General features: G+C 62.9%; 23 protein-coding genes. 11 read left to right on the forward strand and 12 right to left on the reverse strand.

All coding sequences use genetic code 11. The annotated features are described in order from the left end of the window. Positions 1-149: 149 nt before the first annotated feature. Together rpsT and QP324_RS09470 are read right to left on the reverse strand one after the other, a co-directional pair. A complete protein-coding gene (rpsT, locus tag QP324_RS09465) occupies positions 150-413 on the reverse strand; it encodes a 30S ribosomal protein S20 (protein ID WP_005324114.1) in 264 nt (87 codons plus the stop codon). Positions 414-639: 226 nt separating this feature from the next. Then, a complete protein-coding gene (locus tag QP324_RS09470) occupies positions 640-1,176 on the reverse strand; it encodes a type II toxin-antitoxin system PemK/MazF family toxin (RefSeq protein ID WP_284815836.1) in 537 nt (178 codons plus the stop codon). A gap of 18 nt (positions 1,177-1,194) precedes the next feature. On the opposite strand from QP324_RS09470, the gene lepA reads away from it, so the two are divergent. Next, the gene (gene lepA, locus QP324_RS09475; RefSeq protein WP_005324118.1) at positions 1,195-3,045 is read left to right on the forward strand and encodes a translation elongation factor 4; all 1,851 of its coding nucleotides are present in this window, start codon (positions 1,195-1,197) and stop codon (positions 3,043-3,045) included. 132 nt (positions 3,046-3,177) lie between these two features. Here lepA and QP324_RS09480 read toward each other — a convergent pair whose 3' ends face one another. After that, positions 3,178-4,167, reverse strand: a complete 990-nt coding sequence (locus tag QP324_RS09480; RefSeq protein WP_284815839.1) for an HNH endonuclease signature motif containing protein — start codon at positions 4,165-4,167, stop codon at positions 3,178-3,180. A gap of 156 nt (positions 4,168-4,323) precedes the next feature. On the opposite strand from QP324_RS09480, the gene QP324_RS09485 reads away from it, so the two are divergent. From QP324_RS09485 to QP324_RS09510, 6 genes are all read left to right on the forward strand, one after another. Beyond that, positions 4,324-5,700: a M20 family metallopeptidase gene (locus tag QP324_RS09485; RefSeq protein ID WP_284815841.1), complete on the forward strand. Its 1,377-nt coding sequence runs from the start codon at positions 4,324-4,326 to the stop codon at positions 5,698-5,700. A 42-nt stretch (positions 5,701-5,742) separates the two neighbouring features. Then, on the forward strand, positions 5,743-6,990 hold the full coding sequence (locus tag QP324_RS09490; RefSeq protein ID WP_284815843.1) for a sensor histidine kinase: 1,248 nt from the start codon (positions 5,743-5,745) through the stop codon (positions 6,988-6,990). Continuing rightward, positions 6,987-7,598: a hypothetical protein gene (locus QP324_RS09495; protein ID WP_284815845.1), complete on the forward strand. Its 612-nt coding sequence runs from the start codon at positions 6,987-6,989 to the stop codon at positions 7,596-7,598. Before QP324_RS09490 ends, QP324_RS09495 begins: the two co-directional genes overlap by 4 nt. After that, the gene (locus QP324_RS09500) at positions 7,598-8,260 is read left to right on the forward strand and encodes a response regulator transcription factor (RefSeq protein ID WP_336620586.1); all 663 of its coding nucleotides are present in this window, start codon (positions 7,598-7,600) and stop codon (positions 8,258-8,260) included. Before QP324_RS09495 ends, QP324_RS09500 begins: the two co-directional genes overlap by 1 nt. A 66-nt stretch (positions 8,261-8,326) precedes the next feature. After that, positions 8,327-9,538, forward strand: a complete 1,212-nt coding sequence (locus tag QP324_RS09505; RefSeq protein ID WP_284815847.1) for a sensor histidine kinase — start codon at positions 8,327-8,329, stop codon at positions 9,536-9,538. Further along, positions 9,535-10,188, forward strand: a complete 654-nt coding sequence (locus QP324_RS09510) for a response regulator transcription factor (RefSeq protein WP_284815850.1) — start codon at positions 9,535-9,537, stop codon at positions 10,186-10,188. The genes QP324_RS09505 and QP324_RS09510 overlap by 4 nt, the downstream gene beginning before the upstream one ends. 6 nt (positions 10,189-10,194) lie before the next feature. Here the strand turns inward: QP324_RS09510 and QP324_RS09515 are convergent, their stop codons facing one another. After that, positions 10,195-10,575 (reverse strand): hypothetical protein, encoded by a 381-nt coding sequence (locus QP324_RS09515; RefSeq protein WP_284815852.1) that lies wholly within the window; start codon positions 10,573-10,575, stop codon positions 10,195-10,197. Continuing rightward, positions 10,575-12,407, reverse strand: coding sequence for a BCCT family transporter (locus QP324_RS09520; RefSeq protein WP_284815886.1), 1,833 nt, complete (start codon positions 12,405-12,407; stop codon positions 10,575-10,577). Before QP324_RS09520 ends, QP324_RS09515 begins: the two co-directional genes overlap by 1 nt. 275 nt (positions 12,408-12,682) lie before the next feature. Here QP324_RS09520 and QP324_RS09525 point away from each other — a divergent pair, with 275 nt between their 5' ends. The 3 genes from QP324_RS09525 (at position 12,683) to thpR (ending at position 14,819) form a co-directional block, all read left to right on the forward strand. Further along, a complete protein-coding gene (locus tag QP324_RS09525; protein WP_284815854.1) occupies positions 12,683-14,065 on the forward strand; it encodes a YeeE/YedE thiosulfate transporter family protein in 1,383 nt (460 codons plus the stop codon). A gap of 85 nt (positions 14,066-14,150) precedes the next feature. Further along, entirely contained in the window at positions 14,151-14,273 is a 123-nt protein-coding gene (locus QP324_RS09530; protein WP_275435452.1) for a hypothetical protein, read from the forward strand. Between the two features lie 3 nt (positions 14,274-14,276). Next, positions 14,277-14,819 (forward strand): RNA 2',3'-cyclic phosphodiesterase, encoded by a 543-nt coding sequence (gene thpR / locus QP324_RS09535; protein ID WP_284815857.1) that lies wholly within the window; start codon positions 14,277-14,279, stop codon positions 14,817-14,819. Here the strand turns inward: thpR and QP324_RS09540 are convergent. From QP324_RS09540 to QP324_RS09565, 6 genes are all read right to left on the reverse strand, one after another. Further along, the gene (locus tag QP324_RS09540) at positions 14,816-16,507 is read right to left on the reverse strand and encodes an FUSC family protein (RefSeq protein ID WP_284815858.1); all 1,692 of its coding nucleotides are present in this window, start codon (positions 16,505-16,507) and stop codon (positions 14,816-14,818) included. The genes thpR and QP324_RS09540 overlap by 4 nt on opposite strands. Positions 16,508-16,574: 67 nt before the next feature. After that, positions 16,575-18,029 carry an ABC transporter ATP-binding protein gene (locus tag QP324_RS09545; RefSeq protein ID WP_284815860.1) on the reverse strand — a complete coding sequence of 485 codons (1,455 nt, stop codon included), beginning with the start codon at positions 18,027-18,029 and terminating at the stop codon, positions 16,575-16,577. Next, positions 18,026-18,847, reverse strand: a complete 822-nt coding sequence (locus QP324_RS09550; protein ID WP_284815862.1) for an ABC transporter permease — start codon at positions 18,845-18,847, stop codon at positions 18,026-18,028. The genes QP324_RS09545 and QP324_RS09550 overlap by 4 nt, the downstream gene beginning before the upstream one ends. Next, the gene (locus tag QP324_RS09555; RefSeq protein WP_284815864.1) at positions 18,847-19,815 is read right to left on the reverse strand and encodes an ABC transporter permease; all 969 of its coding nucleotides are present in this window, start codon (positions 19,813-19,815) and stop codon (positions 18,847-18,849) included. Before QP324_RS09555 ends, QP324_RS09550 begins: the two co-directional genes overlap by 1 nt. Continuing rightward, on the reverse strand, positions 19,812-21,392 hold the full coding sequence (locus tag QP324_RS09560; protein WP_284815866.1) for an ABC transporter substrate-binding protein: 1,581 nt from the start codon (positions 21,390-21,392) through the stop codon (positions 19,812-19,814). Before QP324_RS09560 ends, QP324_RS09555 begins: the two co-directional genes overlap by 4 nt. Before the next feature lie 39 nt (positions 21,393-21,431). Further along, the gene (locus tag QP324_RS09565) at positions 21,432-22,196 is read right to left on the reverse strand and encodes a GntR family transcriptional regulator (RefSeq protein WP_284815867.1); all 765 of its coding nucleotides are present in this window, start codon (positions 22,194-22,196) and stop codon (positions 21,432-21,434) included. A gap of 196 nt (positions 22,197-22,392) precedes the next feature. Here QP324_RS09565 and QP324_RS09570 point away from each other — a divergent pair, with 196 nt between their 5' ends. Continuing rightward, entirely contained in the window at positions 22,393-22,935 is a 543-nt protein-coding gene (locus tag QP324_RS09570; RefSeq protein WP_284815868.1) for a hypothetical protein, read from the forward strand. Here QP324_RS09570 and QP324_RS09575 read toward each other — a convergent pair. Then, positions 22,932-23,951, reverse strand: coding sequence for an LLM class flavin-dependent oxidoreductase (locus QP324_RS09575; protein ID WP_284815869.1), 1,020 nt, complete (start codon positions 23,949-23,951; stop codon positions 22,932-22,934). The genes QP324_RS09570 and QP324_RS09575 overlap by 4 nt on opposite strands. Positions 23,952-24,016 lie beyond the last annotated feature (65 nt).

Raw genomic sequence — 24,016 nt, forward strand, 5'->3', positions numbered from 1 at the left:
AGAATCCGGAACCCATTTCGACTCCACACAATCACCTAACCCATGTCAGGTGTTTCCACGACCACTAGAAATCAAGCCCAAAATGAGCTAAGAAAATCCCCCGGCGCGCTCCGTAGAGCGCGACCGGGGGATGATCTGTGCAATGGCTCTTAGTCCATCTTGTTGAACGCGGAAGCCATGCCGGACTTCTTGTTGGCTGCGGTGTTGCGGTGGAAGACACCCTTGGACACGGACTTGTCCAGGGCACGGGATGCCACGCGCAGCTGCTTCTCAGCAGCAGCCTTGTCGCCAGCGGCAACGGTCTCGCGGAACTTGCGGATCTCGGTACGGACGGCGGAGCGAACGGACTTGTTGCGCTGACGTGCCTTCTCGTTGGTGATAACGCGCTTCTGCTTGGACTTGATATTTGCCATGAAAAATACCTCTTAGTAATCGAAAGTGATTGACGTAGAAACCGACCTACTCGGACTACTCCCGCGGCCAGCAAACGCTGGCGCGCTCGGCGCTGGTATTCGAAGAGCGAACCCAAGGTCCTGCCCGCCCCGACCAGCGCGCCCGGCAAGTAAGTAACCAATACACAATAGCAGTACCGAACCCGACCTGCCAAAACCCTCCCCGCGGCCGCGGCCTGCGCGTCGGCTAGGCCCAGTGGTAGCGCGCCCGCAACCTATTCGCGATTCGTTCGAACCTGCGTTCCGGAAAAAGCGTGCCTTGCCGGCGCACCTGCTCCTCGGATACCTCGAGCAGGCGGTCGAGGCGCACCCAGCAATCGCACCCGGACTCGTCCCACTCGCCGGAACCGATTTCCAGCCAGGCGTCGTCAAGCGCATGCTTTGGGTTGGGGGAGATAAGTAAGCCCATTACCGTGGTGCGGGTGCGGCCGACGACCAAGATAGCCCGCTCGCGCGGTGGTGCCTGCTTACCTTCGGCCGGTACCCACACCCAGACCACCTCGCCGGAATCGGCCTGGCCGTCCATATCGGGGGTGAAAAATATGGACCGGGGGTGGGAGGAGGTGGCCTCTACCTGGATATCGGCAGCCTTGCGTGGCTCGTGGAACTCATCCGACCTATCCAGTCCCAACCGGGAATTAATGCGGCTCAGGCCGGTGTCTATCGGCTCGCGCTCGCTGATTCCCAGCGCTTGGCGCAGACGGGTGAGCATGGCGCTTTTCATGTCGACTATTGTAGACGTATGTCTGAAAACTTTGCGGCCACGACGTTTACGGATCCTGCCCGAATCCGAAACTTCTGCATTATTGCTCACATCGACCACGGCAAGTCGACGCTGGCGGACCGCATCCTGCAGCTATCCAAGGTGGTTGCGGAGCGCGATATGCGTGACCAGTTCCTCGATAATATGGACATCGAGCGCGAGCGCGGCATCACCATTAAGGCGCAGAACGTGCGCCTGCCGTGGGTGCCCCAGTCCGGCACCGCGCAGGGGGAGCAGATTGTCATGCAGATGATCGACACCCCCGGCCACGTGGACTTTACCTACGAGGTCTCCCGCGCGCTCGAGGCATGTGAGGGCGCCATCTTGCTTGTCGACGCCGCCCAGGGCATCGAAGCCCAAACCCTCGCCAACCTCTACCTGGCGATGGAAAACGACCTGGAAATCATCCCGGTCCTCAATAAAATCGACCTGCCAGCCGCCGACCCGGAAAAATACGCGCTGGAAATCGCCAATATCATCGGCTGCGAGCCGGAAGAGGTGCTGCGCGTGTCGGGGAAGACCGGCGAGGGCGTGGTCGAGCTGCTGGACAAGGTCTGCGAGCTAGTTCCGCCGCCGTCTTCTGAATTTGACGCCGATGCGCCGGCCCGCGCGATGATTTTTGACTCCGTCTATGACACCTACCGCGGCGTGGTGACCTATATCCGCATGGTGGACGGCAAGCTCACCCCGCGCCAGAAGGTCACCATGATGTCGACCAACGCCAACCACGAGCTGCTGGAAATCGGCATTGTGTCGCCCACGATGCAAAAGTGCGAGGGCTTAGGGCCCGGCGAGGTGGGCTACCTTATTACCGGCGTAAAGGACGTCCGTGAGACCAAGGTGGGCGATACCGTCACCTGGTCCAACGGCGGCGCCGAGACCCCACTCAAGGGCTACAAGGATCCGGACCCGATGGTCTACTCCGGCCTTTTCCCCATTTCCCAGGCCGACTTCCCGGACCTGCGCGATGCTTTGGAAAAGCTGCAGCTTAACGACGCCTCCCTTACCTTCGAGCCCGAAACCTCCGTCGCCCTTGGCTTTGGTTTCCGCTGCGGCTTCTTGGGACTTTTGCACATGGAAATCACCCGCGACCGCTTGGAGCGCGAGTTCGGCCTCGACCTGATTTCCACCGCGCCTTCCGTGACCTACCGAGTGGTGGCTGAAGACGGCGAGGAAAAGTGGGTCCACAACCCGTCTGACTGGCCGGAAGGAAAGCTCAACGAGGTCTATGAGCCCGTGGTGAAGATGACCGTCATCGTGCCCGAGCAGTTCGTCGGCCCCACCATGGAGCTGTGCCAGTCCAAGCGCGGCCAGATGGGTGGCATGGACTACCTTTCCGAGGACCGCGTTGAGCTGCGCTACACCATGCCGCTCGGCGAAATCATCTTTGATTTCTTCGATATGCTCAAGTCCCGCACCAAGGGCTACGCTTCGCTGAACTATGAGGAGGCCGGCGAGCAGCTCGCGGATTTGGTAAAGGTCGACATCTTGCTCAACGGCGACCCAGTCGATGCCTTCTCTGCCATCGTCCACCGCGATTCCGCCCAGTGGTACGGCAATAAGATGACCAAGAAGCTCAAGGAGCTCATCCCGCGTCAGCAGTTCGAGGTGCCCGTCCAGGCGGCCATCGGCTCGAAGATCATCGCCCGCGAAAACATCCGCGCCATGCGCAAGGACGTGCTGGCGAAGTGCTACGGCGGCGATATCTCCCGTAAGCGCAAGCTGCTGGAGAAGCAGAAGGCCGGTAAGAAGCGCATGAAGACGCTGGGCTCCGTCTCGGTGCCGCAGGAGGCCTTCGTGGCCGCGCTGTCTACCGACGCCGACGATTAATCCACTCCACGCATGTCGAACTCACCTCGCAGCCGCGCCGTGGTTGCGAGGTTGTCAGCTGCCGGATTCCACGGCAGGCTTGAGCGCCCCGGTCCGCGCAGGAGGGTTGGGGCTGGGGCTTCAGGCGAGTAGTTAGGTTGAATCGGCCCAGGGTGGGGCCCAGACTATTCGGCCCTGGCGCCGCTCGAGGCGGCCGCGCACCGGCGGCGCGTGCGGATCGTCGTCGTTGACGCCATTGTGATACGGGCACGCCACGCTGAGATTTGCCATATTGGTCTCGCCGCCGTGCTTCCACGCCTGCAGGTGGTGGATTTGGCATTTATCCGCCGGATAGTTGCACTCGGCCCACGGGCAGGTGGGGTTTTCCGCACCCGCCATAAGCCGCTGCTTTTCCGAGGCATGCCGCGAGGTGCGATACAGGTTCACCGCTCCCTCATAAGGATGGACGAGGGTGACGAGCCCGCATTCGGCCAAGCGCTTTTCCACCAGCTTCGCGCCGCTGATTTCGGCACCATTGGTCAGCCGCAGCGTGATTTCCTCACCTCCACCGCTTAAGATTTCATCCAATTCATCGAGCTGGATGATGATATTCGTCGTCGCGGCAGGCCGCGCCGCAGCCCCGCCGCGGAAGAGGATATGCTCCACAGAATCGAGCGGCTTCTCCTCGCTGATGCTGGCGTGCAGGTCAGCAATGAAATCGGAATCGCCGGTAATCGAAAGCGTCGACGGCCCGCCCTTGCGCCGCGTCATTCGCACGCCTTTCTCCGGCTGACGCGGCGGATATAGCTCCTTCAACCGCGTGCGCGCGAGCTGCTCCACGTCCTGGTCGGTCGCGCACAATTCAGCGCGCAGCGCCCACGCATCCCGCTTGGATTTCGTGCGCGAGACGTACTTTTCGATGATCTTCAACGTCGCCAAGCAATGCCTGGTCGCCCGGCACGAGCGCTGCCGGCGGGTGAAGGGGGTGGGGCCAAAGTAGACGTCGGCAAGCGCGAGCAGGCTACGAGCTTCCTGCCGGGGCAGCCCCAGCCGGCGCAGGTCCGCCTCGCGCACACTGGAGACCTCGCCGAGAAGCTCCATCGGCGAGGCAAGTTGGCGGGCGTAGTCCTGCAAGCGGGTCATGCCGGTGAGCTTAAGATACCCCGCACAGCCGCGGTAGCGCCCCCGCGTGAGCCTGTGGATAACTCGCCTCTCCCGTCACACCGCCCCCGAACCCACCCGGCAGCCTGTGGATAACCTGCGGTACCCTCGAATGCGAAAGCGAGAAAAGGAGCCCCCATGACTGACCCGACCAAGCGCATTCGCCCCACCAACCCCGGACGCCTGGCCGCCCCACGCCAGGCCCAGCAGCTGCCGCCCCTACCGGTGACGCGGGCACGCATCGGGGAGCGGATTGCCACCGAGGTCTTCCAGGAAATGGGCGAGGAGATGCTCGAAGAGCTGCAGAATTTTCGCCGCGACCTGCACCGCAACCCGGAAATCGGCCTGGACCTGCCGCGCACCCAAAAGAAGGTCCTGGAAGCGCTCGAGGGCCTGCCGCTGGAGATTCACGTGGGCCAGGATCTGAGCTCAGTGGTGGCCGTGCTGCGCGGCGGCCAGCGCGGCGAGCGGCCGGTGTCGGTGCTTTTGCGCGCGGACATGGATGCCCTCGAAGTGCGCGAGCAGACCGGCAGCCCGTTCGCGTCGACGAATGGGTATATGCACGCCTGCGGCCACGATCTGCACACCGCTGGTCTGGTGGGCGCGGCGCGGATTCTGTGCGAGCACCGCGAGGAGCTGCACGGCGATGTCACCTTTATGTTCCAGCCCGGCGAGGAAGGCCCGGGCGGCGCGCTGCCGATGATTGAGGAGGGCGTGCTCGACGCCGCTGGCCGACGCCCCATTGCTGCCTACGGCCTGCACGTCGGCCCTCAAGACCGCGGCACCTTCCACTATGTGCCAGGCCCGATGATGGCCAGCTCCTCCAACCTGACCATTACTGTGCTGGGCAAGGGCGGGCATGGCTCTCGCCCACACGATGCCATCGACCCGGTGGCGGCGCTGGCGGAGATTCAGATGTCTTTGCAGACCGCACTGACCCGCCGCTTCGATGCGCTCGAGCCCATCGTTATTACTGTGACCAACCTGTGGGCGGGCGACGGCGCGTATAACGCCATCCCGGAGCGTGCGGCCTTGGGCGCGACGGTGCGCGTGCTGCGCGATGAGAAAATCGACGCCGTGCGGCAGATGATTACGGAGGTCTCCAGCTCCGTCGCTGCCTCGCACCGCTGCACCGCGCAGGTGGATTTCGAGATTTTGTACCCCACCACCAAGACCAATGCGCGCGAGAATCAGTTCGCCGCCACCTTGTGGGGCCAGATGTTTGGCGCCGAGAACGTCCAGCCTTTTGACGCCCCGATGATGGCCTCCGAGGACTTCGGCTACGTTCTCTCCCAGGTGCCGGGCACGTTTATGTGGATGGGCACGGCCAATCCGGAAAAGCCCGAAAATCAGCGCGAGTGGAATCACTCGCCGATGATGCGCTTTGATGATTCCGTACTCGGCATGCAGGCCGCCGCGCTGGCGGCCGTGGCGTTTGAGCGCCTGGCTACCGAGAACGAGCATCCGTCCGCGCAGACGAAGGCCATGCGCGATGCGGCCGGGGTACAGAAATAAATCATCCCTAAGGACTATGGCCGCGGGCTTAAGCTTGGGGCCATGGTCAGAACGAAGTGGAGTACGGCGGGCATTGTTGCCGCCTGCGCGGTGGCGAATTGGCTCGTCGGCGTGGTGCTGATGAACCTCGATATTGAGGAGTACTCGCCGACATTTGAGGAGTACGGGCCCTATATCTGCACCGGGTTTGCGGTGGGTGTACTGGGCATTATCGCCCTGCCCTTTGCGTTGGAGCACCAACCGCGCGAGCTTTCCGACGTCGACTATGCCGGCTCCACCCGCAGCTTCATCGCCGGATGCATCGTGCTGCTGGGGTCTAGTTCCTATTTCGGCGCGGTCAGCGGAGTTGTGGCTTTTATTTCTATGGTTTCACGCCGCTCGACCTCGCGCTCGGTGGTCGCAGTGGCGTGCTTCGTGGCGGCATTTGCGATTGATACCATCTTCAACCCCTATATGAGCTGGCACGAGATCGGGTGGGTTGGTGCCATCTTCGTCGTGGTCGTGATGGTCGCGGGGTTATTGGTGGGCCAAAAGCGCGCCAATCTGCGCGAAAAGCGGTGGCGGGTAGAGCAGCAAGCCCGGATGAACCGCGAAGAGATGCGCGCCAAGGTAGAACGCGCGCGGCAAGAGGAGCGCGAGAATATCGCGCGGGACATGCACGATACGCTCTCGCATCGGCTGAGCCTTGTGGCTATTCACGCGGGAGCGCTGAGCTATCCGCGCGAGGGCGTGCCGGAGGAGTTTACCGACGCAGCCCGCACCATCCGCGCCGAAGCCCAAAACGTGGTAGAAGATTTGCGGACTGTCTTAAGCGCCTTGCGCGAAGACCTTTCCCAGGACCCGCGCACCGGTGTAGAGGAGCTGGTCGCGGCCGCGCGCGAGGCCGGCGCAGAGGTAACGGTGGCCTACGCGGACGGTACCGACCCGGACGTTTTCGCCGGACTATCCACGATGGCGCAGCACGCCGTGCATCGGGCAGTACAAGAGGGCTTGACGAACGCCCGCAAGCACGCGCTCGGTCAGCCGGTAAGCATCACGGTGCGCGAGGCGGCCGGCGCGGTAGACATCGAGATGCGAAACCCAGTCCCGCGCGGGACCCCAGGAACCGACACGGGCAATGGCGCGGACACCTCAGGTGGTTACGGACTGGTGGGCCTGCGCGAGCGCGTGGAGCTTTCCGGCGGGCGCATGAGCATCGCGGCTGACCAGGGAAGTCCGGAAAGAAAGGAAGGCGAGGAATTCAGATGGAGTATCCAGCTACCGCTAGCGCACAAGGAGGCTGCGCAATGAGCGAGATGAGTTGGCAACTGCGCCATCCCGAATACGGGCTCATGCGCATCGACCTAGAAGACACCACGGCCCGCGAGGGATGGACGGGACAGTACTTAGACTTTAAGCGCAGTCTTTTTACCTCCACCGTCAACGGAACCTCGCGCAAGCTCAGCTATACCGATACCGATGACTCGGCCTATAGCCTGGAATTCCTGCGCGGGCACAGCGACGATAATGCGCCCGAAGACACAGACCGCGTCGAGCTGGTGGAGCGCCGCGGTTACGTCGTGCCGGAGTTTCGCGGGCAAGGCGCGAGGGTGATGTTTGCGGCGGTGGGGCAGCCGGATATCGATAAGCAGCTGCACCGGGTAAGCCTGTGGACGTTGCTCCTGCAGGCTGCGCTGACGTTCATTGCGGCCACGCTAGTCATCGAATTTTTCCCCAAATTCTTCGAGAAGCTAAACGATATTCTCGTGCCCTCGTTCCTCAACGGCGTAGTGGCGGGCCACGCGGGAATCGTGCCGATAGCGCTCGCGGCAGTGGTGGCGGTTACTGTGGCGTATACGCCCGTCGCATCGCAGCTGTGGCGCGCGCGGTGGAATCAACCAGTGGGAAAGGGAGCATAATGGCCGATGTCCTGCGCGTAGTGCTCGTTGATGACGAGGCTCTAGTCCGCAGCGGCCTGCGCCTGCTGCTATCCAATGCGCCCGATATCGAGGTCGTGGCCGAGGCGAGCAACGGCCGAGACGCGGTGGCTACCGTGCTCGACGCGCAGCCCGATGTGGTGCTGATGGATATTCGCATGCCGGTCATGGATGGTATCGCAGCCGTGGAGAAGATTCTGTCCGTCCACGCAGTGCCGATCATCATGCTCACGGCCTTCGATACCGATTCCTTCATCCTGCAGGCTCTGCGCGCCGGGGCGGCTGGGTTCCTGCTGAAATCGACGCCGCCGGAATCGCTCATGGCGGCCGTGCGTGCGGCCGCGGCGGGGCAGCCGCTGTTGAGCCCGCAGGTCGTCGACAAGCTGGTGGGCATGCAAAGCCCCGCGCTTTCCGACGCCCATTCGCACCACGCCCGCACCGCCCGCAACCACCTAGGTAGGCTTAGCTCCCGCGAGCGCGAAATCGCCGAGCTGGTGGCCCAGGGCTTGAATAACCAGGAAATTGCCGACCGGCTCGTGGTGTCCATGGCCACGGTAAAGTCCCATATGCAGCACATTTTGAAAAAGATCGGCGGCACGAGCCGCGTGCATATTGCGATCATGGTCTTGGAAGCGCGCGGCTAGGGCCGAAGTATCCTCCCTGCGGGGGATACCGCGCGGGCGGCGGGCCGGCTTAAACTGGTGCGCGTTATGAAGTTATTCCGAAAGTCCGACGCGATGCTGCAGCGCCCGCTGTGGCAAAAGCTCGTCATCGCCGCGGTGGCAGTGATAGGCGATTTTATGGTCGTCGCCGCCCGGTTTAGCGAGACCGATGGCTCGTCCGGACGGCTGTTTATTCTTTTCGGGGTGATGATCGGCACGTGGATCTTATTGCCCTTTGCTCTCCGGCATGCTGCGCGGGAGCGTGACCCGCGCAGCACGCAGCCCGGCCCGCGCAGTGCGTTGGTAGCCGCAACCATTATTTCGGCGACGGTGACGATTGCTGAGTTCCGGCCTTCGGTATTTATAGCGGCGTTTTCTGCGGCCTCGCGCCGCAGCCGGTTGTGGATGGCGCTGGTATGTACGGCCATGGTGCTCTCGGAGTTGGTCGATTTTGATATATCTCGAAGCGAAGGGCTTAGTGCGCCCGGGAAGTTGGGATTTTTCTCTGGCATCATCCTCCCAGCAGTAGTGGTTTTAGTTGTCGGGTTGGTTCGCTCGAACCAAAAAGAGCGCACGATTGCGCTGCAGGCGCAGGCGGAGCTCACGCATGAGGAAATGGCCACGCGGGAGAACTTTGCGCGGCAGGAGGAACGCGACCGGATCGCGCGGGATATGCACGATACACTCTCGCATCGGCTGAGCATGATTGCGGTCTACGCCGGCGGGTTGGCCTACCGCAAGGACCTAGATCCGGAAGAGACGCGGCAATCCGCGCGCACGATTCGCGATGAAGCCGAGGCCGCCGTGGGGGATCTGCGTGAGGCGCTGCACTCGCTGCGCAGTGAGGGACGTATTGATCCGCGCGAGGGCGTGGAATCTCTGGTGGAGCGTTCCCGCCAGGCGGGCATGAAAGTGGAGGTGCGCTACCAGGCGGGCGCGGGGCCGCAATCGCTGGAGGAGCTGAGCACCATGGCCGGCCACGCGCTCAACCGCGCGGTCCAGGAGGGCCTGACCAACGCCCGCAAGCATGCACCGGGCGAGCCGGTCACCATCACCATCGCTACGCTTGCCGACGCCCTGTCTATCACCATGTCCAACCCCACCGCCCAGGCCAAAGAAAAGGGGAGTGGGAACAGTGGCGGGTACGGGATCGTCGGCATGCGCGAGCGCGCTAGTGTGGTGGGCGGATCGCTGCGGGTAAAGGACGAGGAAGATAGGTTCTCGTGGACTCTGCGCCTGCCCAGGAAGGAAGTACAGTGAGTGAGATTCGTGTGGTGCTCGTCGATGATGAGCCGCTGCTGCGCCATGGCCTGCGCATGATCTTGGAAGGCGCGCCGGGCATCAGCGTTATCGGCGAGGCCGGAAACGGCAAGGAGGGAGTCGAGCTCATCCTGGCCGAGGAGCCGGACGTGGTGCTGATGGATATTCGCATGCCGGTCATGGACGGCATTGAGGCGACGGCGCAGCTGCATTCGCTCGCCGGCGCGCGTGATATCCCGGTAGTGATGCTCACCGCCTTTGATACCGACGAATTCATCCTGCACGCCCTGCGCGCTGGGGCGGTGGGCTTTTTGTTGAAGACGACGGCGCCGGAGGCGCTGGTGGCGTCGGTAAGAGCGGCGGCCCAAGGCCAGCAACAACTTAGCCCGAAGGTGCTAGAAAACCTGGTGGGGCTGGCGGCCACGCCGGCGCAGCCGGAGCAGGAAATGATTCAGCCCAGCGGGCTGGCCGAGCTGAGCGAGCGCGAAAATGAAATCGCCCAGCTGGTGGCCCAGGGGCTAAGCAACGCCGAGATTGCCGAGCAGCTGTTCATCTCCCTGACCACGGTCAAGACGCACATGAAGCACATCCTGGCCAAAATCGATGGCACCAACCGGGTGCATATCGCGATTGCGGTGCTCGGCGGTTAGGCGTGGCTAGGGCCGGCGGAAAATGGCGGAGGCTAGGCCTACCAGCGCGATGACGCCGACGATAAGGGACGCCACCGGCCAGTACTGCGGGAAGTACTTGAGTGTGTAGCCGAATACTTGGCCGTCATCGAAGTGATGCCACAGCGCGAAGGGCATCCACCACAGCTTGCTAAGCGCCAGGAACGCGCCCACCAGGCCGGCTGCTACCCGCGCGCCACCGCGCAGGAAGAAGCTCGCCGCAACCAGCAGGACGCCCGCAATAGTCAGGGCGAAGAGGAGGGGAGTTTCGGTGCCCAGCGGAGAGCCGCGCAGCAGGAACTCGTGGTCGATTGCGTGTTGCTCGATGAGCGTATAACCATCGAGGACGACGTCGTCTGGAATGCCCATTACTTCTCCTTCTTTTCACCCTCAAAGTCAGGGTGGTTCTTATCGTGCTTGGGGTCGTAGCCGTCGGACCAGACTCCGGTATCGAAGTCGTAGTCGACGTTCTCGCCTTCCTCATCAGTGCGCTGGTACCACTCGGTATAGCGCTCGGCGGAGGAATCGAAATCGTGGCCGGCGCCGCGGTCGCCCTCGGCGTGCTGAACGGTGAACTCGAAGTCATCGCCATGCTCTTCGATACCGCGCATGATCGCGTTATCCATCGCCGTGCGGGCGTAGGTGCGGCGGATAAACATCGGGTCCGAGCGCAGGTCGCGAATGAAGGCCACCATCATGGCCAAAAGCACTAGGCAGAAGGGGAGGGCGGCGAGGATGGTGAGGTTTTGCAGACCCGTTAGCACGTCTTCGCCGCCGGTCAGCAGCATGACAATGGCGATGCCCATCATGCACACGCCCCAGAAGATAACCACGAGTTTATTCGGGGTGGGATCACCCTTGGAAGACATCGTTCCCATCACCACAGAGGCCGAATCCGCCGAGGTGACGAAGAAGACGGCCAGCACCACCAGCAGGATATAGGGCGTGATGGAACCTAAAGGCAGGTCCTGGAACATGGCGAAGAGCACCTGCTCATTAGAGGATTCGCCGTCGAAGCCGGCGATGCCTTCGCGGTTAAAAGAAATCGCGGTGCCGCCAAAGATGGTAAAGGCGAGAATAAGAATGATGGTAGGCGCGAAGACGGTCACGGCTGTGAACTCCCGGATGGTGCGACCGCGGGAGATGCGGGCGACGAAGAGGCCGACGAACGGCGTCCAGGCGATCCACCAGGCCCAGTAGAAGGCGGTCCAGTAGGACTGGAACTCGATGGTCTCATCGCCCCAGGACAATCCCTTGGCCATCATCGGCAGAAGCTGATCGATGTAGGTAACAATGCCGGCCGGGATGAGGTTGAGTAGGAGCAGGGTGGGGCCGACAAGGAAGACGAAGACCACCAGCCCCAGCGTCAGCGAGATATTGATATTGGATAGGTAGCGCACGCCGCGCGCCACGCCGGAGACCGCAGAAAGGATAAACGCGCAGCCGAGCACGGCGATAATGATGATGAGCGCGGTATTGGTCATGGGGCCCGCACCACGGATGATGGTGACGCCTTCGCCGATCTGGATGGCGGATAGGCCCAGGGTGGCGGCGGTGCCGAAGAGGGTGGCGATGAGCGCGAGGACGTCGATAAGCTTGCCCACCGGCCCATCCGTATCGCGGGAGCCGAAAAGCGGCTTGAAGATGGAAGAGACCAAAGGCACACGCCCGCGGCGGTAGGAGGAATAGACAATCGCCGCGCCGACCAGCGCGTAGGCCGCCCACGGGGATATGCCCCAGTGGTAGTGGGCCTGGGCCATGGCTTGGTGCAGGGCTTCGACGGTATTGCCCTCCACCGTGTGCGGCGGCGGGGTGAGGTAGTGCGATAGCGGCTCGGACGGTCCATAGAAGAAGATGCCCACGCCGATGCCGGCGCCGAACATCATGGCCACCCAGCTGAAGTAGCTGAACTCGGGCTCCTCGTCATCGGTGCCGAGCTTGATGCGACCCAACCGGGAACAACCGATATAGGCCATGGTGACAATGGCCAGAATCATGGTGATATTGAGCAGCCAGCCGGCGTTGGTAATGGCCCAGCCGAAGGCAGAGGAGGAGGCGTTGGCCACGCTATCGGGCATGAGGACGCCCCAGATAATGAAGGCGACGATGAGGATAGCGGTGATGGAAAACAGCGGCTTATCCAGGCCAAACTTATTGCGCTGGTCTTCGACGCTGATGCCGGGCACAAGCCCTGGGTGCATGTTATGGGGGTACAGGCCCACGGCGCTGCCCTTGTCACTTGGTTCAAGGGAGCGCTCATACGCGCGGGCGGATCGAGAGGAGTTCACGAGTTCCTTACACGGCAGAGGTTTGTCCCTGCCTTAGTAGACGGTTCTCTTATTGTCCTGCACCGCCGCAAAAACCGCAAATGTAGTGCATAAATGACACACTATGAAACAGGGTTGTGCAGTAGAGATAGACTATTCTGTCTTAGGTGTCGTAGGCTGAAGCCCTTAACTCGATACAAGGAGAAATAGTGATTATTACCGGACTTCTCACCGGCATCGTCTTCGGTGCCGTGCTGCAGCGCGGGCGCTTCTGCGTGACCGGCATGCTGCGCGATATTTTCCTCAATAAGACGTGGCGCGGCTTTACCGCCCTGCTTATATTGATTTCGGTGCATGCCTTTGGCCTGACGCTGTTGACTGGCACGGGCGTGCTTTCGCCGGAGATTAGCGATTTCAAGCCGGTAGCCGTCATCGTAGGCGGCTTCATCTTCGGTCTCGGTATCATCTTGTCCGGCGGTTGCGCGTCCGGCACGTGGTACCGCTCAGCCGAGGGCTTGGTCGGCTCGTGGATTGCGCTGCTGTTTTACGGGCTTTCGGCCGCGGCCATGAAGTCTGGGCCGCTGTCCGGTGCCAATGACTGGTTCAAGCAGTGGAGCCTCCCGGTTACCACCATCCATGGCGCGCTGCACATCTCGCCGTGGATCCTAGTGGCGGTCCTGTGGGTCGTGACCTTCCTGCTGTGGCGCCACTACCGCGCCAAGGACGCCGGCCGCCCGAAGGTGGATTTGGGCCAGCCGTGGTACGCCAAGCCGCTGAACATGAACATCGCGGCCGTGCTCGTTAGCATCATCGGCACGGTGGGCTTTGTGCTTTCGGCCAACGCTGGCCGCAACGGCGGCCTCGGCATCACCACGCCGACCGCGGACATCGTTCGCTGGACCGCCACCGGTGATTCCGCGCGCATGAACTGGGGCACCCTGTTGGTCATCGGCCTATTGGTGGGCGCGTTTATCGCTGCAAAGACCGCAGGTGAGTTCCGCGTGCGCGTTCCCGATGCGCAGACTGCGACCCGCGCTATTTGGGGCGGCATCATGATGGGCGTGGGTGCGTCGCTGGCCGGCGGTTGCACCGTGGGCAATGGCATGGTGGAGACCTCCCTGTTTAGCTTCCAGGGCTGGGTAGCGCTGTTCTTTATGGCCCTGGGCGTAGGTGCGGGCGCGCGCCTGTGGCTCAAGCCCAAGAGTGAGCCGCAGCAGCCGCAGACCTACTCCACCGAGGAATCCGTGGATAACTCGGTGGTTTCCGCCGAGGATAAGGTGCTGCCGAGCTTTGCCACTGCCACCGGGGCGGTAGCGCTCAAGACCAAGCCGCAGGCCAAGGACAAGGCCCGCGCGCTGGGCAGCGGGCGCTACGCGCTCGATACCCTTGGCGCGGTGTGCCCGTTCCCGCTGATTGAGGCTAAGCAGGTCATGGCGGAGCTGGAGCCGGGCGAGGCGCTGGTTATTGACTTTGACTGCACCCAGGCCACCGAGTCCATTCCGCAGTGGGCGGCCGATGAGGGCCACAAGATTCGTGATTTCCATCGTTCGGGCGATGCTGGTTGGCAGGTTACGGTGGTCAAGGGCGGATAATTACATCATTGTCAGCTACTATGTGGAGGCAGAAGAATCGAGCGTGATTCTTGTGCTTCCTTTGTGGTTTGAAAGAAGTAATCGCATGGCTGAATTTGATGATAATTCCACCGCTGTTGCGGATATTTTGCATGCCTTCGCCGTCTTTGAGCGCGAGGAAGAACACGTGCTGGACGCGGAACTGCGCCTCAATGTCTATGCCAGCTAGGCCATGATCCGCGTCTTTGCTGCGCTATTGCCCTCGGTCGCCGCGCGCGAGCATTTGGTGCATACGCTGCGGCCCATCCACGCGGCAACTACTAATGAGCTGCGCTGGACGGATCCGGATAATTGGCATGTGACCATGGCGTTTTATGGCGAGCAGCCCAATGATGCCGCGGCGGTGCGCGAGCACCTAGCCCACGCGGTGGCTGGGCGTGCGGCGTTGGATGTGCACTTGAGCGGGGCGGGCAGCTTTGAGCAGCGCACGCTGTGGGTGGGCGTCGGCGGGCAAGCGCGCGGTGTGCGGGAGTTGATGGCGGAGTGCCAGCTTGCCGACGTCCCCTTTAACCACCACCGCCCCCACCTCACCGTCGCGCGGGCTGGCCGGCGCACCCGCGAGCCGTGGGCGTTGGCGGACTATGTGCGCGCGCTATCGGTGTATCGGGGACCGGAATTTCGCGCCGACCGCCTGTGCTTGATGCAATCCCACCTCGGCGAGGGCCGCGGCGGTGGCCCACGCTACGAGGTGATGGAGGAGTATCCGCTGTTTTAGGCGGCGCGGGCCGCACGGACTTCGTGCACCAGGGAATCGAGCTCGGCGCGGGTGGCCGTGCGGTCTGGGTGGGTGGTGCAGAAATCTAGCAGGAAGTAACCGGCGTGTTGTACGGCAATGTGCCGTGCCCAGAATTGGTGCACGGTATCGGGGTTATCCACGGCGAGGGACTGGATGGCGCGGCGCTCCGAGAGCAGCTCGTATTGCAGGTCGCGGCGCGCGGACAGTACGGCATCTGGGGTATTGACAAAGAGCAAGCCGAGCAGGGTGGCCATGGACTCCATCGCGCGGACCTGCAGGCGGGCCTGATTGCGCACGGGGGCGCTGCGCTGCCACAGCCACAGCACCGCGGTGGCGATGAGGATGGATAGGACGATCTCGCCGCAGCGAGCCTGGATGGTGGGCCACAGGGGCCGGGTGGCGGAGTTGCCCATGAGGAGGGCAAGTGGGGTGGAGAAGATAACGCAGATGGCGTAGTTTTTGGCAACGAAGATTTCGGCACAGAATTGGCACGCGGCCAGCGCGAGCAGGAGCGTCCAACCTTGAATGCCAAAGTAATGGAGGATAGAAAACAGCAGTACGCCGACGACAGAGCCGAGCATGCGGTGGATGCCGCGGACGGTACCCGGCACATGGTCGGGTCCCCATTGCAGCATGAGGAAAGCAGAGACCACGCCCCAGTCCGGGCGGTCGAAGCCGAGGGTAAGGCCCACCAGCACGATAATGGCCGCGGAGAGGACAATCTTTTGGGTGGTGACCATGGCGTGCGAATCCCGGACCGCGGCGCGATACAAGCGGTAGCGGCCGGTGGGGCGGGTGTGCGGGATGGCGGTGCGATCCGGATCGACGTCGGTGACATTATCGGTGAGCTGATCCGAATCGGAGCCTAAATCCAAGGCGCGGTTATGCGCCACGATGGTGTGCTGGGCTGCGAGGGCGCGCTCCACTAGGTGGGCGCCTTGGGAGTCGATGATGCGGCCGCCGCGGATAATGCGGGCGTCGGAAAGCGCCTGCCAGGCGGCAAAGAGCGCGGTCTGCGCCTGGTGGTGGCGCGCCAAGGAATCGTCGCGGTCATCTTTGAAGGCGGCCGCGGCCTTTTCGAGTGCGGCAACCGCGCGGCGCTCGGGGCCGTGGGCGTCAATAAGCGCCGGCGCCATGCCGAGCACGAGGCTGGCTATCATGCCGGTCAGCGCCCAAAAGAGCAGCTGGCCCACGGTGACGTCGGTGCGCGCGAGCATCACCGAACCGCCGCCGACCATGACCAAGAAGAAGGTGCCCGGCGGCGGCAAGCGCAGGGCATTTTGGGCAAAGCCGCACACGGCGGCCAAAACTGTGGTGTATAGGCCCGCCAGCAGCAGCCACCAATGGCCGTGGCCAGGCGCAAAGATGAGGTGGCCTACCAGCACGCCCACGGCCGCGACGGTAATGAGTGCGGTGCCGGCGGTGAGCATGACGCGCGGGCGGGTGCGATAAGGGTGGCCCTCGCCAAAGATGACGGTGAACGCGCCGGTGGAAATGAGCAGGATGGCGTAGTCGTGGCCGGTCAGCAGCGCGATGGCACCGGGAATGAGAATCGCCAAGCCCGCGCGCAGGGCACCGGGCCAGCGCACCGAGGCGCTATTAAACGCGGTGAGCAATTGGGTGGTGCTGGGGCGCTGCGGGATGGGATAGTCAAGCTGGGTGGCCACGGAGCGGCAGGATCCTTTCTCTGCGGAGTTATCTGACCCGACTACCTTACGCCCGAAGCCACCCGCTTTACATGTCGGCGGCCGCGATGAGCCGGCGCGTGTAGTCCGTGCTGGGCGAGGCCCACACGGAGTCGGTCGCTCCGTGCTCGATGAGCCGGCCTCGTTCAAGGACCGCAACGCTCTCGCACAGGTGGCGCACCACCGCGAGATCGTGGGTGACAAAGAGCAGGGTGAGCTTGCGCTTGGCGATGACCCCCGCCAATAACTCCAGCACCTGTGCGCGCACCGACATATCGAGGGCAGAGACGGCTTCATCGGCCAGCAAGATATCCGGCTCGCCGCACAGCGCGCGGGCGATGGAAATGCGTTGGCGCTGGCCGCCGGAGAACTCGTGCGGGAAGCGATCGAGGCTCTCGGCTGGCAGCCCGACCTCTTCGAGCGCGGCCGCCGCGCGAGCGCGCTTGTCGGCCTTGCCGGGGTTGCCAGGGATGGCCTCTGCGATGGTTTTCCAGATTTTCAGGCGCGGGTTGAGCGAGCCTTGTGGGTCTTGGAAGACCATCTGCACGCGGCCGCGGACGTCGATGTCACCGCTCGTGGGCTGGTCGAGCCCGGCGATGAGTTTGAGCAGGCTGGTCTTGCCTGAACCGGATCCGCCCACGATGCCCAGACGCTCGCCGTGGTGCACGCGCAGATCGATGGCGTCGAGCGCGGCGTGTTCGCCGTGGACCTTGCTGACCCCGCGTAGCGTCACCAACGCATCTTCCGCCGTGGCCGGAGAAAGGCTAAGTTCCGGCGGCCGCGAGGAGGCGATGAGCGTGCGGGTATAGGGATGCTCGGGTTGGGCAAGCACGCGCTCGGTGGGGCCGGATTCCACCACCGCGCCCTGGTGCATAACTAGGACGTTGGGGCACATACGGCGAATGACGCCCAGGTCATGGGTGATGAAGACCAGCGCGGTGCCGCGGGCCTTGGTTACGCGCTCGATGACGCGCAGCACGCCATCTTGCGTGGTGGCATCCAACGCGGTGGTTGGTTCATCGCAGATGAGCAGATCGGGGTGGCCGGCCATGGCCATGGCAATGAGCACGCGCTGGCGCTGGCCGCCGGAGAGCTGATGTGGGAATCGGGAGGCGACATCGGCGGCTAGGCCCACCTCGTCGAGCGCGGCCGCACAATCGCGCACCCCGGCTTGAGCCAGCTGCTTGCCCACGCGCATAAGCGGATCCAACGCGCTCATCGGTTCTTGGAAGACCATGGCCATGGTCTTCCCGCGCAGGGGGCGGATGCGGGCATCGCGTGCGCCGACTACCTCGTGGCCATCCACGGTCACGGAGCCGCTCGCCCGCACCCCATCGGGCAGGAGACCCATGATGGATAGCGCCGTGAGGGACTTGCCGGAGCCGGATTCACCAATGATGCCGAGCTTCTCGCCGGCTGCGAGCTCGATATTGATGGGGCCTAGCAGGGCAGTGGTGGACCCGGTGGCGGTGACCGTCAGGTCATCTACGTGGAGCAGGCTCATCGCGCGGATCCTTTCAGGCGGGGATCGAGGAGGTCACGGAGGGCGTCGCCAAGCAGGTTAAAGCCCAGCACTGTGGCAGCAATGGCAAGGCCAGGCCAGAAGGCCTGCAGGGGAGCGGTGCCCAGCAGCGACTGGGAATCTTGCAGCATCCGGCCCCAAGAGGCCGCCGGTGGGGCGGTGCCCAGGCCGAGGTAGGACAGGCCGGCCTCAGCTAGGATGGCGAGGGCGAAGTAGACGGAGGCCTGCACGATGAGCAGGCCTGCAATATTGGGCAGGATATGGCGCAGCGCCACCTTCCAGCCCGGCACCGCGGAAATGCGCGCGGAGGAGATAAAGTCCTGCGTGATAACCTGCAGCGTGCCCGAACGCGCCACGCGGGCGAAGGAGGGAATGCCGGCGATGCCGATGGCAACCATGGCAGTCAGCGTCGAAGGACCCCACACCGCGCCGGCAATAATCGCCAACAGCAGCGCGGGGAAGGCAAGCAACAGATCCGCGCCGCGCATTACCAGCGCATCGACCCACCTGCCGCGGCGCATGCCGGCCAGGATCCCCAATGGCACGCCTACGAGGGCGGCGATGCCTACCGCAATGAGCCCGACGAAGACCGTAATCTGGGCGCCCGCCATGATGCGGGAGGCGGTATCGCGCCCAAAGCGGTCCGTGCCCAGGAGATGCTCGGCGCTGGGGCCAGCAAGGCGTACATCCGGGTGCGCCAGCGTCGGGTCATACGGCGTCCACACCAGCGAAAGTAGCGCCACCAGCACCGTGGCGGCAACGAGGAAGGCACCCAGCCAGCCAGAAAAACGCAGTTTCATTACTTCTCACCTGCCGTGATGCGCGGATCGATGAATCGGTAGGCCACATCCGTTAAAGCATTGACCACCAAGGCAAAGGCAACGAGCAGCATGACCAGGGTTTGCACCGTGGTCAGATCGCGCACCGATACCGCATCCAACAGCATGGAACCAATACCGGGGATGACAAAGACGGATTCGATCACCACCGCACCCACGACCATCGTGGTCAGCTGCACGCCGGCCACGGTAAGCACCGGCAGCGCCGCATTGCGCAGGCCATGGCGCTTGAGCGCCTCCCACGGGGACTGGCCGAGCGCACGGGCGGTGCGGATATAGTCTTGATGCAGCACATCAAGCACCGCCGAGCGCACGTAGCGCGTGAGCATTGCGCCCTGCACCACGGCCAGCGCAATGACCGGCAAAATAAGGTGGCGGATAAACTCGCCCGCGCCCTGGTTCGGCGGTACCCACCCATTGGCCGGCAGCCAGCCCAGATGGACGGCAAAGATGGCCACCAGAATGATGCCGAGGAGGAAGCTTGGCACCGCAATGCCCAGCTGCGTGCCGGCCGAAACCACATCCGCGCCGCGGCTACGGTTGCGCAGCGCCAGCCACATGCCCACCGGGATAGCCCCGGCCAGCGCCAGCAGCATCGCCAAGCCAATGAGGATGAGCGAGACCTGGGCGCGGTCCAATACCAGCGGCGTAATATCCTGCTGCGAGGACAAAGACTGCCCAAAACTGCCGGTAAATAGGCCCTTTACCCACTCCCAATACTGCGTAAGCAGCGGGCGGTCCAGCCCCAGCTCGGAGCTCAGCTTGCCGACGGCCTCTTCGGTCGCATTCACCCCCAGCGCCACCCGCGCCGGGTTGCCCGGCACCGCGCGCATGAGCGCAAAAATGATGATGGAGGCTATAAAGAGCGTCAACGCGAAGCGCAGCAACGGGCGCGCGATGGCGCGCCCTGTGGTGCGAAGGGAACTCATCGGGCCTCCTTTTCGGTGCTTTCTGCGGCGGTGGTTTTGGCGCCCGCGTCCGCGTCGGCAGAGGTCAGGTCGCGCAGGATGAGCGCGTCGGTGACCTGATCCGGATGCAATCCGCGCACGCCGGCGCGAGTGAGCACGATATTGGGCATATTCATGAGCGTCAGCGCGCCCGCATCCGCCATGATCTGGTCCACGGCCTGCGCCATGAGCTTGGGGTAGTCCTTCTCGGGTGCGGAATCGGCTTGGGCCAAAAGCTCACGGGTGCGTGGGGAATCGTAGTTGAGGTAATAATCCGGATCGCCGAATAGGGTGGGTACATCGCGCGGCTCCACGTGGGAGATGAGTGACATCTGATAGTCCTTGGCGCCCATGACCTGGCCTAGCCACACGGCTGGGAATTCGGCGGATTCCAGTGTCACCTTAAAACCAACCTCAGTAAGCTGCGAGTACAGCAGCTCGGCGACGGTCTGCGCGTAGGGCAGCGTCGGCGTAGTCAGCGTAATTTCGGCGCCTTCCGCGCCGGCCTCCGCGAGCAGCTGGCGGGCCTTATCTGGGGCGTAGTCGTAGTAGTGCTTGTCCTCGAACCACGGATCCGTAGGTGGGATCGGTGCGCCGCCGGTGTCCTTAGCCATCCCATTCCACAAAATCTCATTGGCCGCCGAGCGGTCCACGGCATAGGCCACGGCTTGGCGCACCCGCGGATCGTCGAAAGGCGCGCGGGCATTATTCATGGACAACAGCACCTCACCATTGGTGGTGCCGACCTCGGTAGCGATGCCCTCCTTGACGTCGTCAAGAAGCTCCGGGTTCTGCACGCCCCAGACCACGTCCACGCCGCCGGCCTGCAGCGCATTGACCGAGGAGATGGTGTCTGGGAAATAGCGTACCGTCACATCCTGTGCCGCAGGCTTTCCCCAATATCCGTCGCGAACGTGCAGCTCAACGAATTCCGAGGGCGCAAAGCAGGAAACCTCATAGGGGCCGGTACCCACCGGCTGGGCGGCGAGGTTATCCATGCCATTAGGCGTCATCATCGCGCCGGTGGCTGTGCCCATGGACCAGAGCCAGCCATTCGACGGCTGCTTGAGGCGCACCTTGAGTGTGTGATCATCGGTGGCCGTGGCCTTGGCTACCGGATCCATGGCTGCAGAAATGCCATTGGTCCATTTCTCCTGAACGTAATTAATGGAAAAGGCCGCGGTCTCGGCGGTAAAAGCATCGCCATTGGAAAAGGTGACGCCTTTGCGCAGGTGGAAGGTATAGCTGCGGGCATCGTCGCTGATCTCCCACGAGGTGGCGAGCCCCGGGGTGATAGAACCGTCCTCATCGATGCGCACGAGAGTTTCGTAGACATTGTCCATGAGTACGGCGGGGATGGCGGCACCACCGGTAGTGGTGAAATCCAGCGAGGTGGCCGCCGAGGTGGAGGCTACGGTAAGGGAAGTAGAAGCGGAGTCGCTAGCTGCTTGGGAGGTATCAACCACCGCGGTATGACCTGCCGAGCACGCTGATACAGTTCCTACAGCGGCCGCCATGGCAAGGCTGCCCAGTGCCCTACCGGCACGAAATCTTCTCATAGAAAGCAGGGTAGCCGGTGGATATAGCTGCCGTGAAACTTATGCAAAATTGCCCGGAGTGGGGATAACTTCTAGGGGGGATACGCCCCCGCGCACGCTATTCATCGCCAGCTTCATGCGGTCCGCTCGGTAGAGGTAGACCGCCAATTCCACCGGTTCGCCGGAGTGGTTGGAAATCTCCATCTGCAGCCGCCACAGCGGGGTACCCGTAGCCACGCCAAGCGCTTCAGCGTCCTCGGCATTGGCTTCTTCCAACGTGAGTTCGCGGCGCACATTATCAAAGTCCACGCCGCAATCGCGCAGGTGCGCATGAATGGATCCGGCATCCGCATCGAAGTCTAGGATGTGCTTTCCCACCACCATGGGGAAATACATGCGCTCGATGGCAATGGGGTGGTCTTCGGTATAGCGCACGCGGTGGACAAAGACGACATTTTGTTCTGGGTCTACGCGCAGAAAGCGGGTGATGTCCCGCGGCGCGCGGCGGCGAGCTAACCACAGGGTGTGCTGCTGTGGATCTACGTCATATTCGCTCAGCCAGCTGGAAATGGAGTAAATCGATTCAAAAAGCTCTGCCTGGGTGGAGGTCAAAACGGTAGAGCGGCGCCCGCGGCCTGAGGACACTAGCCCTTTGGCCCGCAAAGCCGCAACGGCTTGGCGCACGGGGCCGCGGGAGGAAGAAAACTTCTCGCACAAATCTGCTTCACTAGGCAGGAAATCGCCTGGTTGCAGCACGCCGGAGCTTATCTGCTCTCGCAGGTAATCAGCGATCTTCTTATGCTGCTGTTTATCGCGTGGGCTCATTCAACCTTTGTCCTTAGTTTCTCCGGGGCCTTTCCCAGCGGAGCGAAACACAGTAATGTTATTCCATTTTGCAAAGGCGCGCTAATGCAACAAAGCTACCGAGCATGTGCTCCCCGCCCGGCCAAGGGGAAGGCAAAGGAAAAGGCCACGCGCCGTCCGACCAGCACCGAGATGCTAGGCAAGCACGCTAGGCTAAATGTCCGTGGACGAGAGCACCGAAACGATTGAAGTACGCGCGGCCAGCGGCAGCGCGCGCCTGGGCAAGGCGGTAGCGGTGGCGGTCATCATTGCCGTCGCGCTGCTAGTAATCGGTGGGGTGCTTATCTACTCGGCGTTGCAGGAACCGGCCGATACGCGCCTGCACTCCGTTTATCTCATTGCCGCGCTCATGCCCCTAGGCGGGGCGCTGTGCGCCATGCTGGCGGTGGTGGCCTCCGTACGGCGCCGGGCGCGTCCGGTGCTGCGGATCGGCGAGGAGATTTCCTTGCCCCACCAACGGACCAGTTTCGCCGCCTCTGAGCTAGAGCGCGTGCAGTTCTATTCGCTCGGGTTGGATCAGAATTTCCTCGCCCTGATTCCAGGCGGGGTGCGCGTTTCTACCTTGGACGAGGTCCAACGGTATTCGGCCCGCCTGCCGGAGCAGGCGAACCTGGGCCCGCGGGAACTTGAGGGGAAGCTCCGGGATCGGTTTCCCGGCGTTCCCATTGACCACCTGGGCCAGGTGCGGGCCGAAGACTAGCTCGGGGTGCCGGCAACGCGTGCCGGATCGAGCTGCCAGCCCTGCGCGAGCAGCTGCATATTCTTGATTACTTCCTCGTGCGAGCTGGACTGCAGCGAGACCATGAGCTCATCGGCTTTGGCGTGCTCTTGGAAGGTATCGAGGTAGGTGGCCACCTCATCGGCGGTGCCGACGGCGGAGTACTTCAGCATGTCTAGGATCTGCTGGCCTTGGTAGGAGCCGATGATCTGCTCTACCTGCTCATCAGTGAGGTGCTTGCCGCGGCCGGCGAAGGCCTTGACGCGGTTGAAGCACACGCGCTCGTATTCTTCCTGTGCCTCTTGGGTGGTATCGGCGGCGGTGACGTTGACGCCGGCGATGACATATGGCTTGCTAAAGCGCTCGGAAGGCTGGAAGTGCTCGCGGTAGTAGGTGGTGGCCTGCTCGAGGTGCTGCGGGGCAAAGTGGGAGGCAAAGGCATAAGGTAGTCCGAGCTTGGCGGCCAGCGAGGCGCCGAACATGGACGAGCCCAAAATGTAGATAGGCACGTTGGTATTCGCGCCTGGAATGGCACTGACTCCCGGGATATAGGATTTGCCCTCGAGGTAGGAGTTGAGCTCCTTGACATCCTCGGGGAAGCGCTCGGCAGAGTGGGCGTCACGGCGCAGCGCGCGGCCCAGGGTATTCATGTCCGTACCGGGAGCGCGGCCCACGCCCAAGTCAATGCGCTTGGGGTACATCTCTTCCAAGGTGCCGAATTGCTCGGCGATGACATAAGGGGAGTGGTTGGGCAGCATCACGCCGCCGGAGCCCAAGCGGATGCGCTCGGTCTTCGCACCGATGTGGGCGATGAGTACGGCCGGGGAAGAGGACATGATGGACTTCATATTGTGGTGCTCGGTGTACCACATGCGGGAGTAGCCCAGTTTCTCTGCTTCCTGTGCCAATTGCACGGAGCGGGCGATGGACTGTGCTGGGGTTTCGCCCTCATAGATGGTGCAGAAGTCCAAGACGGAAAGATGCGCGCGTTTGGTCACGGTGGAGGGCCTTCCTTTGCTTCGGTAGATGCTCTATAAGTTCTCTCCTTCCAACGGTACGCGCC

Origin of the sequence: Corynebacterium sp. UMB0012, from assembly GCF_030216265.1 — a bacterium.
Taxonomy (GTDB): Bacteria; Actinomycetota; Actinomycetes; order Mycobacteriales; family Mycobacteriaceae; genus Corynebacterium.

Excerpts from the sequence above, each read along its gene's own strand:
- QP324_RS09495 (WP_284815845.1), top strand. The coding sequence starts at position 6,987 with ATGAGCGAGATGAGTTGGCAACTGCGCCATCCCGAATACGGGCTCATG.
- QP324_RS09485 (WP_284815841.1), top strand. The coding sequence starts at position 4,324 with ATGACTGACCCGACCAAGCGCATTCGCCCCACCAACCCCGGACGCCTG.
- rpsT (WP_005324114.1), bottom strand. The coding sequence starts at position 413 with ATGGCAAATATCAAGTCCAAGCAGAAGCGCGTTATCACCAACGAGAAG.
- QP324_RS09470 (WP_284815836.1), bottom strand. The coding sequence starts at position 1,176 with ATGAAAAGCGCCATGCTCACCCGTCTGCGCCAAGCGCTGGGAATCAGC.
- QP324_RS09490 (WP_284815843.1), top strand. The coding sequence starts at position 5,743 with ATGGTCAGAACGAAGTGGAGTACGGCGGGCATTGTTGCCGCCTGCGCG.
- QP324_RS09550 (WP_284815862.1), bottom strand. The coding sequence starts at position 18,847 with ATGAAACTGCGTTTTTCTGGCTGGCTGGGTGCCTTCCTCGTTGCCGCC.
- QP324_RS09565 (WP_284815867.1), bottom strand. The coding sequence starts at position 22,196 with ATGAGCCCACGCGATAAACAGCAGCATAAGAAGATCGCTGATTACCTG.
- QP324_RS09520 (WP_284815886.1), bottom strand. The coding sequence starts at position 12,407 with ATGCACCCAGGGCTTGTGCCCGGCATCAGCGTCGAAGACCAGCGCAAT.
- QP324_RS09530 (WP_275435452.1), top strand. The coding sequence starts at position 14,151 with ATGGCTGAATTTGATGATAATTCCACCGCTGTTGCGGATATTTTGCAT.
- QP324_RS09570 (WP_284815868.1), top strand. The coding sequence starts at position 22,393 with ATGTCCGTGGACGAGAGCACCGAAACGATTGAAGTACGCGCGGCCAGC.
- thpR (WP_284815857.1), top strand. The coding sequence starts at position 14,277 with ATGATCCGCGTCTTTGCTGCGCTATTGCCCTCGGTCGCCGCGCGCGAG.
- QP324_RS09545 (WP_284815860.1), bottom strand. The coding sequence starts at position 18,029 with ATGAGCCTGCTCCACGTAGATGACCTGACGGTCACCGCCACCGGGTCC.
- QP324_RS09500 (WP_336620586.1), top strand. The coding sequence starts at position 7,598 with ATGGCCGATGTCCTGCGCGTAGTGCTCGTTGATGACGAGGCTCTAGTC.
- QP324_RS09560 (WP_284815866.1), bottom strand. The coding sequence starts at position 21,392 with ATGAGAAGATTTCGTGCCGGTAGGGCACTGGGCAGCCTTGCCATGGCG.
- lepA (WP_005324118.1), top strand. The coding sequence starts at position 1,195 with ATGTCTGAAAACTTTGCGGCCACGACGTTTACGGATCCTGCCCGAATC.
- QP324_RS09480 (WP_284815839.1), bottom strand. The coding sequence starts at position 4,167 with ATGACCCGCTTGCAGGACTACGCCCGCCAACTTGCCTCGCCGATGGAG.
- QP324_RS09515 (WP_284815852.1), bottom strand. The coding sequence starts at position 10,575 with ATGGGCATTCCAGACGACGTCGTCCTCGATGGTTATACGCTCATCGAG.
- QP324_RS09555 (WP_284815864.1), bottom strand. The coding sequence starts at position 19,815 with ATGAGTTCCCTTCGCACCACAGGGCGCGCCATCGCGCGCCCGTTGCTG.
- QP324_RS09505 (WP_284815847.1), top strand. The coding sequence starts at position 8,327 with ATGAAGTTATTCCGAAAGTCCGACGCGATGCTGCAGCGCCCGCTGTGG.